This window comes from Streptomyces pactum (assembly GCF_016031615.1).
Taxonomy (GTDB): domain Bacteria; phylum Actinomycetota; class Actinomycetes; order Streptomycetales; family Streptomycetaceae; genus Streptomyces; species Streptomyces pactus.
Window position 1 is genome coordinate 348,343 of sequence record NZ_JACYXC010000002.1, and the last position, 13,352, is coordinate 361,694.

Sequence of the window (13,352 nt, forward strand, 5' to 3'; positions counted from 1 at the left end):
CGGTCCCGTGAGCCGGTACGCCCCGGCCGGCGCCCGCTTCCGGCACCGGCCCGTCCACCCGGCCCGGCGCCGGTGCGGCAGGTCCCGCGGGGCCGCGGCGGGCCGGCCCGCCGCCGGCGGGTACCGGTGTACGCCGTGCCGCCGCGCCGGGCGGGCGTGGACCGTTGCGGCCGGCCCGTGCCACGGACCGCGGCGGCGGCCCGGAGCCGGACCGGCGCGTCACGAGCTGCGGACGGGCGGGGCCGGTACGTCACGGACGGCGGACGGGCGCGGGGTGCCGCCGGCCGCCGGACGGTACGGCCGCGGGGCGCCACTGGCCTTCGCGGTGGTCCCGTCGCGGGGCACCACCGGCCTTCGCGGTGGTCCCGCCGCGGCTAACCGTGACCGGACGGAGCGTTCCGCTCCAGGCGGGCGTCCAGGGTGGCGGCGAAGTCCTCGGCGCGGGCCAGCTGGATTCGCAACTTCGCCACCTGCTCGGTGGCGGCCCGCTGGTAGTCCCGCACCCGTTCCAGCAGGGCTTCCCGCTCGCCGGCGTCGAGGCCGGTACCGGTGTCGAGGCGGTCGGTGGCGTCCAGCAGGTCGCGCATCTGGTCCAGGGTGAAGCCCAGCGGCTTCATACGCCGGATCACCATGAGCCGCGCGACATCCGCCTCGGAGTAGAGACGGAAGCCGCCCCGGGAACGGGCGGACGGCACCACCAGTCCGGTCTCCTCGTAGTGCCGGATGGTGCGCAGGGACAGCTCCGTGCGCGCGGCGACCTCGCCGATCTGCATGTGCTTGCCGTCCACGCCCGTGATCCTCAGACCCTTCTCGTCGTGCGTCGAGGCCCGGGTGGGCGCCGCCGCTCCCCACTCTAACGTTGGGGTAGAGTCGCTGGTGGTGAGGGTGGCGCGCCCGGCGCTCCCTCGTCGCCGCGCCGGGGCCGACGGTGCCCCCGGTGACAGTCCGGTTCCGGCAGGAGAGAAGCGTGCGCGAGCCCATGACGCCCGGCGCCGCCGCCTCCCCGCCGTGACACCTCGCCGCCGGGCGTGAGGCCGGACGCGCTGTCGCGTGCCCGGCTCCGCCGCGACGTCCCCGCTCCACACTCCGTGGGGCCGCCCGTCCGTCCGCCTCTTCCCGCACACCCCGGCCTGCCGCAGGGGTGTGCCCGAGCACGACAGGTCCGTCCCCTTTGCCATCCGCTGCTCCCACCGTGTCCCCGGCCGCGCGTCTGCGTGGCCTGATGCCCGACTGGATCGCCGACCCGAAGACCTGGCGCACCGAGGCGCTGGCCGGCCTCGTGGTGGCCCTGGCGCTGATTCCCGAGGCGATCTCGTTCTCGGTCATCGCCGGTGTCGATCCGGCCGTCGGGCTGTTCACCTCCGTGACGATGGCCGTCACCATCTCCGTCGTCGGCGGGCGGCGGGCGATGATCTCCGCCGCCACCGGCGCGGTCGCCCTCGTCATCGCCCCGCTCAACCGCGAGCACGGCCTCGGTCACCTCATCGCCGCGGTCCTCCTCGCCGGCGTCTTCCAGATCGTCCTGGCCGTCCTGGGGGTGGCCAGACTGATGCGGTTCATCCCCCGCTCGGTCATGGTCGGCTTCGTCAACGCGCTGGCCATCCTGGTCTTCATGGCCCAGGTCCCCGAGATGCGCGACGTCCCCTGGGCCGTCTACCCGCTGATCGCCGGCGGTCTGGTCCTGCTGGTGTTCTTCCCGAAGATCACCACCGCCGTCCCGGCCCCGCTCGTCTCGATCGTCATCCTCACCGTCATCACGGTGGCGGCCGGTATCGCGGTGCCCACCGTGGGGGACAAGGGCGAGCTGCCGTCCGCGCTGCCGGTGCCGGGGCTGCCGGACGTGCCGTTCACCCTCGACACGCTGACGACGGTGGCCCCGTACGCCTTCGCCATGGCGCTGGTCGGCCTGATGGAGTCGCTGCTGACGGCCAAGCTCATCGACGACATCACCGACACCCGCTCCAGCAAGACCCGGGAGTCCGTGGGCCAGGGCATCGCGAACATCGTCACCGGCCTCCTCGGCGGCATGGGCGGCTGCGCCGTGATCGGCCAGACGATGATCAACGTGAAGGTCTCGGGCGCCCGGACCCGCCTCTCGACCTTCCTCGCCGGCGCGTTCCTGCTGGTGCTGTGCATCGTCTTCGGCCCGGTCGTCTCGGACATCCCGATGGCCGCCCTCGTCGCCGTCATGATCATGGTGTCGGTCGCGGCCTTCGACTGGCACTCCATCGCGCCGAAGACCCTCCGGCGGATGCCCGCCGGGGAGATTGCCGTCATGGTGATCACCGTCGTCTGCGTGGTCGTCACCCACAACCTCGCCGTCGGCGTCGTCGCCGGCTCGGTCGCCGCCATGGTCGTCTTCGCCCGGCGCGTCGCCCACCTCGCCGACGTCACCGCCGTCACCGACCCCGACGGCACCACGGTCGTCTACCGGGTCACCGGCGAGCTGTTCTTCGCCTCCTCCAACGACCTCGTCGGCCGCTTCGACTACGCCGCCGACCCGGACCGGGTCGTCATCGACCTGTCCGCCGCCCACATCTGGGACGCCTCCTCGGTCGCCGCGCTCGACGCGATCGAGACCAGGTACGCCAAGCGCGGCAAGACCGTCGAGATCACCGGCCTGAACGATCCCAGCGCCCGCCTCCACGGCAGACTCACCGGCGAACTGTCGGGCCACTGACCCGCACCCTCCCGGCACCACCGGGTCCCCGGCCCGGCGGGACCGGACGGCCCGCGCCGGGCCGGGGACCCGGTGGTCGAGCGGATGCGGCAGTCCGCCGTCGTGAAGGCTGGACGGCCGGTGTCTGCCGGGCGGCCGCCCGCCGCGCACCCCTCCCGCCGGACGCGCCCGCCCCCGGGGAGCGGGCGGGCGCCAGGGCACGGACACACCCGGCACACCCGGACCCGCGGGCGCCGGCGGCGCCCGTCACCGGCTCCGGGTGACCACGGGCCGCCGGAGCGGTCACCGCCCCGGGCGGCCAGGAGCCGCCCGGACCTCCTCCGCGGCGGCCCTACGCCGACTCCTCCCCGGGGCCGCGCCGGGCGGGCCCCGGGCCGGCCCCGGGCGGGCCGGTGACCAGCCGCAGCCGGAAACGGGTGTAGGTGGCGAATTCGGCGACCGGGGTGAAGCCCAGTCGCGTGAGCAGGGCGACGCTCCGGTCGTTGCCGTGGGTGACCCCGGCGAAGATGTCGGTGGCCCCCAGTTCACGCGCCGCGTACTCGTACAGAGCCGTGCACGCGGCGGTGGCGTACCCGGCGCCGACATGGGACGCACCGAGCCAGTAGCCCGTGCCGTAGCGCGGCGGGTTGACGGCGACCAGGTCGATGCGGCCGATCAGCCGCCCGTGCAGCCGGATGCCCAGCCGCAGATCCGGCCCCGGGTCCCGGGCCAGGTGCTGGTGGACCCAGGCGGCGGTGGCCTCGCTCTCCTCCCGGTGGTCACCGAAGCGGCTCAGGTGCTCCCGGTTGCCGTCCAGCAGCGCGTAATACGCGTCCGCGTCCTCACATGTCAGCTCCCGGAGGACCAGACCCGGCATGCGGGTCGGCAGCTCCGGAAGCGCCCTCGGGGGCGACGGCACGGTGGTCACGGCCGACAAACTACGCCACGGCCCCGAGGGATGATCAACAGTTTTCGCCGGCGCATGGACGGCACCGGCATGCGGGCCGGCCGACGTCCGCCCGTGGCGCTCGTCGCGGTCGGTGTCCCGAACGCCGCGCCGGTACCCGGAGGAGCCCCGGGGCACCTCGCCCGCGGCCGGGTCGCCTGCCCGGGAGCTCGTGACCCCGCCGGGTCTTCGCCGCCCGGCGCCCCGGCCGGTCGCCCCGGGGCGCGCTCCCGGGTGCCCCCGCCGGCCGGGCCGGCGGGCGTGGGCGTGCGGCGCCTGCCGGCGTCAGTTCATGAGGAGCAGCCGCGTATTCGGCACCAGCTTCCGGTTCACGCTGGTGCTCTGCACGAATATCGTGAATTCGTCGTTGTGGTCCGGCTTGACGCGGACCTCCATGTCCGGAAGTCCGAGCAGCGCCCGCGCCTCCGGGCCCATGTACACCCGGTCCGTCTTCTTCTCCAGTACCGCGATCTGCTTTCGCGCCTGGACTTTCTCCGACTTGCTGAGCTGGTAGAAGGCGCAACCGGTACGGAATGTGTGCCCGCATTCCTGGACCCATTCCCGGATTCCCGCCTCCCGGCCCACCGGGATCAGCCGGTAGCGCGAGGGATCCACCGGGGTGAGACCGGCCGCCTTGATGGTGTCCTTGTTGACCGCCTCCGCGCCCGTGGAGAACACCGCCCGCGATCCCCGGATGCCCCGGGCGCGGCCCACCATGAAGTTCTCGGTCGCCTGCCGGATGACCTGTCCGGCCTCCTCCAGGCCCTGCGTGCTGGTGGCGTCCCAGATGGCGATGTTGTCCTTCGGGAAGCCGCACTGCATGGCCTCGCGCTTGCCCATCTGGTCCGGGACGAGGACCGCCAGCGTCCAGTTGTCCTCCTGGGTGCGGATCAACTCGGCCACCGCCCGGACCAGTTCGCGCTGATTGGTGCTGGGGGCGTCCGGGCAGCGGTGGCTGGCGTTCTCCTGGCCGTCGGTCAGCACGAAGGTCAGGAAGCTGTGGTCACCGTAGAGTTGCGCGGTCTGCGCCAGCTCGCGCTGCGACTTCAGCGTGGCCGCCAGCAGCGCCGTCATCCCACCCACCCGGTACAGCTGCTTCAGGGACGGCATCCGCAGCACGTCCTTGTCGTAGATGACGCACTGCACCTTGTCGGAGAAGACGTACACCGTGACGCGGGTTTCCTGGTCCAGTTCCTCGGACCGGCGGGCCAGATAGGCGATCTGCTGATCGGCGACTTCCACGACCTTGCGGCTCAGGTGTGACATGGACGAACTCGCGTCCAAAACAAGAGCAACGTGATTGATGTAGTTCTGGTTTCCGGACATGGGCCGCTCCCCTCTTTCCGACTGGATGCTTCGATCCTTCCACCCACCACTGACAATCGATCTTCGGCCGGGAACGGGGAGCCGACCGGTGGGCGGGTGCCGGCCGGGGGAACACCGACCGCCCGTCGCCGGCCGGGGAGGGCCGGCCGGCGACGGGCGGGGAGGTCGGCGGGGGACGGTGGGGCCGGCCCGTCGCGGCGTCAGACCGGTCCGCCGCCCGCGCCGGTGGGGGCCGGCGACGGGTGCCAAGCCGCGCCGAGGTGGTCGGCGCGCCGGGTGAGGTGGCGACGTTCGGGGACGGCGGTGGCGCGGCGGGCGGCCTCCCGGTAGGCGCGCGCGGCGGCCTCACGCTCGCCCAGCATCTCCAGCAGGTGGCCGCGGACGGCGTGCAGCCGGTGGTGGCCCGCCAGGCGCTTGTCGTCCGCCGCCTCCGCCAGCAGTTCCAGACCGGCGGCCGGCCCGTGCACCATGGCGACCGCGACGACGCGGTTGAGCGCGACCACCGGGTTCGGCCCGCACCGTTCCAGCAGGTCGTACAGTGCCAGGATCTGCGGCCAGTCGGTGGCGTCGGGGTGCTCGGCCTCGTCGTGCACGGCGGCGATGGCCGCCTGCAGCTGGTACGGCCCGACCTGCCCGCGGGGCAGGGTGGCGCCGAGCAACTCCACGCCTTCGGCGATGAGCCGGCGGTCCCACCGGCCGCGGTCCTGTTCCGCCAGGGGCACCAGCTCGCCGTGGGGGTCGGTGCGGGCCGGCCGCCGGGCGTCGGTCAGCAGCATCAGGGCGAGCAGTCCCGCGGTCTCGGTGTCCCCGGGCACCAGGCGACGCAGCAGCCGGGTGAGCCGGATCGCCTCGGTGGCCAGCTCCGGCGCCATCAGCTCGGTGCCGCCGGTGGCGGTGTACCCCTCGTTGAAAATCAGGTACAGCACGTGCCGGACCTCGGCCAGCCGCGCGGCGTACTCCGGTCCCTCCGGCGGCGCCGGAAGGGTGCCGGCGGTCCTGACGGTCTGTTTGGCCCGGCTGATGCGCTGCGCCATCGTGGCCTCGGGCACCAGGAAGGCGGCCGCGATCTGCGCGGTGGTCAGGCCGCCCACCGCGCGCAGGGTCAGCGCGATCCGGCTCGGCGCGGACAGCGCGGGATGGCAGCACAGGAACAGCAGGGCCAGGGAGTCGTCGTGATCCGTGGCGGACACCGCGTCGGCGGCCGGAGCCAGCAGCGCGGACTGCGGCGTGGCCAGGGCCAGGGCGTCCTCCCGGCGGCGGCGCGCCGTCTCGCTGCGGATCTGGTCGATCAGCTTGCGGGAGGCGACGGCCACCAGCCAGCCGCGCGGACTGGCCGGCGGTCCCGTCTCGCGCCACTGCACCGTGGCGGCCAGCAGCGCCTCCTGGACCGCGTCCTCGCACGCGTCGAACACGCCGTACCGGCGGACGAGCGCGCCGAGGACCTGCGGCGCCAGCTCGCGCAGCAGGTCCCCGGCATCGTGGTGCCCGGTGCTCACAGGTCCGTCGAGGACTCGTGCAGCACCGGCCACAGCTCGACCGGCTCCACATCGGCGAACGGCATGTCCGCGGCGATCTGCTGCGCCCGCTCCAGGCTCTCGCACTCCAGCAGGTAGAAGCTGGCGATGTACTCCTTGGTCTCCAGGTACGGCCCGTCGGTGACGACCGGGACGCCGTCCTCGCGCCGCACCAGCCGGGCGGCGGCGGCGTCCGCCAGACCGTAGGCGCCCAGCAGTTCGCCGCTCTCCCGGTACCGGGTGTTGAACGCCTCCTGCCGGGCGATCGCCTCCGGCCACGCCTCGGCGGGGAAGGAGTCCCACTTGGCCTGGTTGCCGTAGATCATCGCGACGTACTTCATCTTCGGGTCCTCCCCGTCCGGCACGCCCCGACGGCGTGCTGTCACCCTTCAGTCGGAGCGGGACGCGGATCCTCGACATCCCACGGCGACTTTCCTCGAAATTTCTTCCCCGGCCGCCGCCGGGCGCCGAACGCCCAGGTGACGGCGGTGATCAACCTATGTTCCCGAGGATCCCGCCGGCCACCCCCGGCACGGTCCCGCCCGCGCGCGGCCGGCTCGCCGTCCGGCGCGGACGCGCCCCGCCACCCCGGGCGGGACCGTGCGGACGGGACCGGCGGCCCGGGACCCCGGGGCGTCCCGCCCCGCCGTCCCGGGCGGCCGGTGACGGAGACCGGCGCGGGTTCCGGCCCCGGGCCCCGGGGTCCCGCCGGTAGGGCCGGGCGCCTGCGGACCGGCGGCGGCCGTCGGCGCCGTGGCGGGCTCGCTACGCCTCACACAGCGGGAGGTTGCCCGTGGTCACCGAGCAGGTGTCGAAGCCGGCGTTCCCCTCGACCAGTCCGGCGTTCTGCAGCACGGTGATGGTGTCGTCGCCGTCACCGCCCCGGATGTGGCCCTGGGCGCCGCCGTCCGGGCCGGTGTTGGTCCTGACGTCGATGCGGTCGTCGCCGGCCCCGCCCTGCACCAGCCCCCTGTTGGTGGGCAGGAAGAGGGTGTCCGCGCCGCCTTCGCCGTTGACCACGCCGTGGTTGTTGTCGGTGACCTGGATGGTGTCGTTGCCCCCCAGCCCGTGGATCACGTCACCGGGGTCCAGCACGTCGCAGGCGATGTCGTCGTCGCCCCCGGTGCCGGTGATCTCCGGCCCCGGCTGGCGCACGCCGTTGACGAAACAGTTCATGGCGGCCGCGGACGGCTCGGTCGGCCGCGGCCCCTCCGCGGACGCCGGCGCGGTGGCCACCAGGGCGGGCAGCAGCAGGGCCGCCACCGCCCAGGGCCGTCCGGCGCGGATGAGGTGGTGCACGGTGCCGGTCATGAGGACCCCCTCTGGTCGGATGCCCCGAGCGTCCGGGCCCGCGCGGCCCCGGGGGAAGACGTCCGGCCCGAACATCACCCCGATGGATGCGCCCCCGTGGAGGTACGGTCGGGTCCCGTCCCAGCCCGGGACGTGCCCCGGTGGACCGCCGGGGACCGGGGTTCGGGTGCGGCCGGACCCGCGGCGCACCGCCACCGGCGAACCTCCGGCCACGCCACCGCCCGTGCGCCGCCCGAGGCTCCCGGCCCGCCGGGCCGGGACCACCGCGCCCCGTGGTCCCGTCCTCCGCGCCGGCCGCCCGCCGGACCGGGCCGGCGCGGAGGGCGGGGCCGGTGCGGAGGACAGGGACCGGCACGGGGGCGGGGCCGGTGCGGCAGTCAGGCCATCCAGCGCGGTCGCCGGGTGGCCGGCGCGGGGGCACGGCCGTCGGCGAGCGCGGCGGCCAGGCGGCGTACGGCCTCGCGCAGGGTGGTTGGGGGAGCGGTGTAGGGGATGCGGAGTCGCCGGTCGAACAGGCCCGGGTCGGCCGCGAAGCACGCGCCGCTCTCGATCCGTACGCCGTGGTCCAGCGCCCGTTCGGCCAGTTCCGGGGCGACGGGCGCGCCCAGATCGGCCCACAGCGACAGGCCCCCGGGCGGCACCCGCCAGGACCAGCGCGGGAGGTGCTCGGTCAGGGCGGCGGTCAGCGCCGCACGCTGTACGCGCAGCTGCTCCATGCGGGGCGGCAGCACCTCCGCCGCCCGGTCCAGCAGGGTGAGGGCCAGCAACTGGTCCAGGACCGATCCTCCCAGGTCGGTGGCGATCCGCTGGCCGGCGAGCTCGGTGACCAGCCGCGCCGGCGCACGCAGCCAGCCCACGCGCAGGCCCGCCCAGTAGCTCTTGCTCATCGAACCGATGGTGATGACCCGGCCGGCCCCACCGGGCCCGGCGTGGCAGGCGAAGGGCTGCGGGGCCGGGACGTCGAGGGCCAGGCCGGCGAGCGTCTCGTCGATGACCAGCCAGGTGCCCGAGCGGCGGGCGGCCTCCAGGACCCGTACCCGCCCCTCCGCGGGCATCAGGGCACCGGTGGGATTGTGGAAGTCGGGGATCAGATACGCCAGCCGGGGCACCACCTGACGCAGCGTCGACGCGGTGATCTCGATGTCCCAGCCCTCATCGGTCACCGGGACGGACACCGGGCGGAGCCCGGCGCGGCGCAGCGCCTCCAGGGCGTTCGGGTAGGACGGGCTCTCGACCATGACCCGGTCGCCGGGCCGGGACAGCAGCCCCAGGACGAGGGTGAGGGCGTGCTGGGCGCCGGAGGTCACCAGGACCTGCTCGGGCACGGTGGCCAGCCCCCGCCGGGTGAACCGCTCGGCGACGGCGGCGCGGAGCGCCGGCAGGCCGTAAGGGTGGTAGCCGGGGGTGTGCGCGTGCGCGGCCAGCTCGGGCGCGGCCCGCAGAAGGGCCTCCCGCAGCACGTGTTCCGGCAGGCCCGGGGCGGCCCGCGCCAGGTCGATCGCGGTGTCCGGGGGAGCGAGGACCCGGGTGACGCCGCTGGGGGCGGTGCCCTCGGGCAGCGCCGTCCAGGTGCCCGAGCCCCGGCGGCTGTGGGCGTACCCGCTCTCGCGGAGCAGATCGTAGGCGGCGGTGACGGTGGGCCGGCTGGTGCCCAGCGCGGTGGCCAGCTCCCGCTCGGCCGGCAGCCGGACGTGCAGGGCGATCCGGCCGTCCGTGATCAGCGCGCTGATGGCCCGCGCCAGGTGACGGTAGGCCGGCCTCACCTCCGCCGGGTCCGGCAGCAGGGCGGCGAGCTGCCGGCTGCCCAGGGTCCGTGGCGAACGGTCCGGTGTCTCCGCCGGGCGGGACGGGGACGAGTCGGCCATACCACTCTCCCGGAATTGGCCATGCTGGGGAAGCCGATCACTGTACAGACTCCTCGCCCATGGCACCGACACACCAGCACACCGCGGCCGACGGGGACGACGGACGGCGGGCGGACGGCACGCGGCCCCGCCGGCACGGGAACCGCCATCACGGCGGCGGGCCCGGGAACCGGCCCGGCGGCCACGACGGGCACGAGCCCGGGCAGCAGCACGGGCACGAGTCCGGGCAGCACCATGGGCACGGGTCGGGGAACCGGCCCGGCGGCCACGACGGGCACGAGCCCGGGCAGCAGCCCGGGGGCCGGCACCGTCGCGCGGAACCCGCCGCCGTCCGCACACCGCCGGACCCCGGCCGGACCGCGCCCGGGGCCGGTGCCCGCCGGGTCCCGGCCCCCGCGCCGGCGCCGCCGAGGTCCGGCAGCGGCCCCGCCCGCAGCGCCCCGTCCCTTCGTACCGGCCCCGCCCGCGACACCGGCCATCCGCGCACCACCGCCGCGGCAGCCGCCGCCGCGGCAGCCGCCGCCGCGGTCCCGCCCGGACGCGGGGCGCGTCCGCCGTCACCGCCCCTGACCTACGTCCCGCTCGCCGAGCGGCCCCTCCGCCGGCTCCCGCGGCTGTGCCTCGGGCTCGCGCTGTACGGATTCAGCCTCGCGCTGATGGTCCGGGCCGCACTGGGGGTCAACCCCTGGAGCGTGCTGTACGAGGGGGTGGGGCACCACACCTCCATGAGTTTCGGCACGGTCAGCGCCGTCGTCGGCGTGCTGGTGCTGCTGCTGTGGATCCCCCTCCGGCAGCGACCGACGTTCGGCACCTTCGCCAACGTCGCCGTCCTGGCGTGCTCCGCGGACCTCGGCCTGCGGCTCGTCCCCCAGCACCTCGGCCTCCCGGCCCGGGCCGGCCTGCTGGCCGCCGGCGTCCTCCTCAACGGACTCTCCGTCGCCGTCTACGTCGGCGCGCGCTACGGGCCCGGGCCCCGGGACGGGCTGATGACCGGTGCGGCCGCCGTGACCGGGCGCTCCCTGCGCCTGGTCCGCACCGTGATCGAGATCACCGTGCTCGCCGGGGGCTGGCTCCTCGGCGGCGGCGTGGGCGCGGGCACCGTGCTGTACGCGCTCGCGGTCGGCCCCATCACCCAGTTCTTCGTGCCCCGGTTCGCCTACCGGAGTCCCGCCGACCTCGGCGTGGCGGAGGCCGACGGAGAGCCGGACCGCGCGGGGGCGGCAGCACCCGTCCGCCGGAACGCGGCGGCGCCGTAGGGCTCCCGGGACCTGCGGGGGATGACGGGACAGCGGCCCGCCCCGGCGGCGCGGCGGATCCGGCCGGCGCCCGGCGCGGGGGATCCGGCCGGCTCCCGGTGTGGGCGGCCCCACCGCAGCCGGGACCCGGCTCAGCGCAGCGCCGCCACCACCAGTCGCCGGACCTCTTCGACGCACACGCTCCCACCGTTCACCAAACGGTCGAAGACCAGGCCGTCGACACAGGTCAGCAGGGTCACCGTCCGCTCCTCGGGGTCCACGGCGCCGTGCGCGGCGAGGAAGTCGCACACGGTCCGCCGGGCCCGGTTCTCGCGCGGCACGAGGATCTCCCGCAACTCCGGATGGTGCACGCTCTCGATCGCGCACGCGTAGCGGGCGAGGGAGCGGCGCCGGCCGTCCCCGGTCAGGCGCCGCGCGGCGAGCCCGGCGATCTCCGCCGCCAGTTCACCGGCGTCCCGCGGCGCCGGCGCCCGGGCCGCGGCCTCCGCCAGCTCCGCCTGGTCCAGCGCGACCAGATGCCGGACCAGCGCGGTCAGCAGCGCCTGCCGGGTGCGGAAGTAGGCCGACGTGGTACCGGGCGGCAGGTTCGCCGCCCGGTCCACGGCGCGGTGGGTGAGTCCTCGTATCCCCGCCTCGGCGAGCACGGTGACGGCCGCGTCGGCGAGCAGGGTGCGTCGGTCGGTGGGCACCCTCCCTTTCTACACCTGTAGAGGCCGGGAGTACGCTCCTTCTACATCTGTAGAAACGGATGGCACGGAACGTGGAGGAGGACCGGTATGGGTCACGACGCGATAGTCGTCGGCGGTGGCATCGGCGGACTGGCCGCCGCGATCGGCCTGCGGCGCATCGGCTGGGAGGTGAAGGTCGTCGAACGGGCCGCCTCCCTGGCCGACGGCGGCGCGGGCATCTCCCTGCACGCCAACGGCCTGCGCGCGCTCGACGCCCTCGGCGTGGGCGCGGGGGTGCGGGCGGCGGCGCGCCCGCAGTACACCGGCGGCACCCGCACCCCGGACGGCGGCCGGCTGGCCGCCATGGACGGAGCCGCGCTCGAACGCGAACTGGGCTCACCCATCGTCGGAATTCCGCGAGCCGTACTGCACGGCCTGCTGCGCGACGTCCTGCCTCCGACATCCCTGCTGGTCGGAGCCGAGGCGGAGGCGGTCGAGGACACCGGCCCCGGGAAGGCGCGGGTGCGGGTCGGCGGGGAGGTGCTGGAAGCGGATCTCGTCGTGGCGGCCGACGGCGTGCGCAGCCGGCTGCGCACCCAGCTGTTCCCCGGGCACCCCGGCCCCGCCTACAGCGGTTCGACGGTACTGCGCGCCATCACCGAGCGTCCGGTGGACCTGCGCACCGACTTCGAACTGACCTGGGGCAGAGGCGCGGAGTTCGGCCACATCGCCTTCACCGACGGCCGGGCCGAGTGGCACGCGGTGCTCAACTCGCCGCCCGGCGTACGGTATCCGGACGCCCTGGCCGTGATGCGGCGCCGCTTCGGCGGCTGGCACGATCCGATCCCCGCGCTGCTGGACGCGACCCGGCCCGAGGCCGTCCTCCACCACGACATCCACGAACTGGTGACCCCGCTGCCCGCGTTCGTCGCCGGCCGGGTCGCGCTGCTTGGTGACGCCGCCCACGCCATGACGCCGAACCTGGGCCAGGGCGCCTGCCAGGCACTGGAGGACGCCGCGACCCTGGCCGCTGCGCTCGCCGGTGAACCCACCGTCGCGTCCGCCCTCACCCGCTACGACGCCGAACGCCGCCCGCGCAGCCAGTCGGTCGCCCGCGCGGCGCGCCAGGCCGGCCGGATGGGACAGCAGCTCGCCCACCCCGTGGCGGTCGCCGCACGCAACACGGCCATGCGGCTGGCCCCGTCCCGCGTCACCATCCGGGCCATCCTGCGCCACGCCGACTGGACGGCGCCGAGCCTGGGCTGAGCGGGCCCACGGCCGCCCGCCCCGGCGGGACGTGCGGACCGACGGGCCGAGGGGATGTGGGGCCCGGCGGAACATGCGGCCGGGGGTGCTCGCCCGCTGTGCCGGGGCGTGGCGGCCTGCGCCAGTCCGCCCGCTCCGGCCCGGCGACTCGTCCCTCGGCGGGACCGGCACCGGCCCCCGGCCACGGACCGGCACCCGGGCCGCCGCCCGGACCGGTGCCGGGCGCCGGCTCACCGGCCACGGCAGCCACGGGGAACCGGTCGCCGCCGGCCACTACCGCCGGTGGTGGCGGAGCCGGGCACCGCGCTGCCGGACCCCGCTGCGCCGCGGCGTCCCGATGCCACGGGGCGGACGGAGAAGGGGAATTGAGTCGCGCGCCGGTGCGGGCGTGTGACGGTGACCGCCCGAGGCGGGCCAAGGGCTCGCCGTCCTCCGAGGCCGGCCAGGGACCCTGCCACGGAGGCGTCGCCGAGGTCGACCGGCCCGGGCCGCCCCGGAGGTCCGGGTCACGGACGTGCTCCCCGGCGTCCTCTCCATCATC

11 protein-coding genes are annotated in these 13,352 nt (G+C 75.5%); 3 read left to right on the forward strand and 8 right to left on the reverse strand.

What is annotated here, in order from left to right:
* Positions 1 to 374: 374 nt before the first annotated feature.
* Positions 375 to 788, reverse strand: a complete 414-nt coding sequence (locus tag IHE55_RS29750) for a MerR family transcriptional regulator (protein ID WP_197992508.1) — start codon at positions 786 to 788, stop codon at positions 375 to 377.
* Positions 789 to 1,222: 434 nt separating this feature from the next.
* Here IHE55_RS29750 and IHE55_RS29755 point away from each other — a divergent pair, with 434 nt between their 5' ends.
* Positions 1,223 to 2,680, forward strand: coding sequence for a SulP family inorganic anion transporter (locus IHE55_RS29755; protein ID WP_197992509.1), 1,458 nt, complete (start codon positions 1,223 to 1,225; stop codon positions 2,678 to 2,680).
* Positions 2,681 to 3,011: 331 nt separating this feature from the next.
* Here the strand turns inward: IHE55_RS29755 and IHE55_RS32055 are convergent, their stop codons facing one another.
* From IHE55_RS32055 to yczR, 6 genes are all read right to left on the reverse strand, one after another.
* Complete coding sequence (locus tag IHE55_RS32055) at positions 3,012 to 3,587, reverse strand: GNAT family N-acetyltransferase (protein ID WP_197992510.1); 576 nt, start codon at positions 3,585 to 3,587, stop codon at positions 3,012 to 3,014.
* A gap of 303 nt (positions 3,588 to 3,890) precedes the next feature.
* Positions 3,891 to 4,931 carry a vWA domain-containing protein gene (locus tag IHE55_RS29765; RefSeq protein ID WP_197992511.1) on the reverse strand — a complete coding sequence of 347 codons (1,041 nt, stop codon included), beginning with the start codon at positions 4,929 to 4,931 and terminating at the stop codon, positions 3,891 to 3,893.
* Between the two features lie 200 nt (positions 4,932 to 5,131).
* Positions 5,132 to 6,427 carry an RNA polymerase sigma factor gene (locus IHE55_RS29770; protein ID WP_197992512.1) on the reverse strand — a complete coding sequence of 432 codons (1,296 nt, stop codon included), beginning with the start codon at positions 6,425 to 6,427 and terminating at the stop codon, positions 5,132 to 5,134.
* A complete protein-coding gene (locus IHE55_RS29775; protein ID WP_197992513.1) occupies positions 6,424 to 6,786 on the reverse strand; it encodes a YciI family protein in 363 nt (120 codons plus the stop codon). The genes IHE55_RS29770 and IHE55_RS29775 overlap by 4 nt, the downstream gene beginning before the upstream one ends.
* A 424-nt stretch (positions 6,787 to 7,210) precedes the next feature.
* Entirely contained in the window at positions 7,211 to 7,756 is a 546-nt protein-coding gene (locus tag IHE55_RS29780) for a hypothetical protein (RefSeq protein ID WP_197992514.1), read from the reverse strand.
* A 377-nt stretch (positions 7,757 to 8,133) separates the two neighbouring features.
* Complete coding sequence (gene yczR / locus IHE55_RS29785) at positions 8,134 to 9,621, reverse strand: MocR-like transcription factor YczR (RefSeq protein ID WP_197992515.1); 1,488 nt, start codon at positions 9,619 to 9,621, stop codon at positions 8,134 to 8,136.
* Between the two features lie 566 nt (positions 9,622 to 10,187).
* Between yczR and yczE the strand changes: the two genes are divergently transcribed.
* A complete protein-coding gene (gene yczE, locus IHE55_RS29790; RefSeq protein ID WP_443742632.1) occupies positions 10,188 to 10,877 on the forward strand; it encodes a membrane protein YczE in 690 nt (229 codons plus the stop codon).
* Between the two features lie 131 nt (positions 10,878 to 11,008).
* Here yczE and IHE55_RS29795 read toward each other — a convergent pair whose 3' ends face one another.
* Positions 11,009 to 11,566 carry a TetR/AcrR family transcriptional regulator gene (locus tag IHE55_RS29795; protein WP_197992516.1) on the reverse strand — a complete coding sequence of 186 codons (558 nt, stop codon included), beginning with the start codon at positions 11,564 to 11,566 and terminating at the stop codon, positions 11,009 to 11,011.
* Positions 11,567 to 11,653: 87 nt separating this feature from the next.
* On the opposite strand from IHE55_RS29795, the gene IHE55_RS29800 reads away from it, so the two are divergent.
* A complete protein-coding gene (locus IHE55_RS29800) occupies positions 11,654 to 12,811 on the forward strand; it encodes an FAD-dependent monooxygenase (protein WP_197992517.1) in 1,158 nt (385 codons plus the stop codon).
* Positions 12,812 to 13,352: the final 541 nt, after the last annotated feature.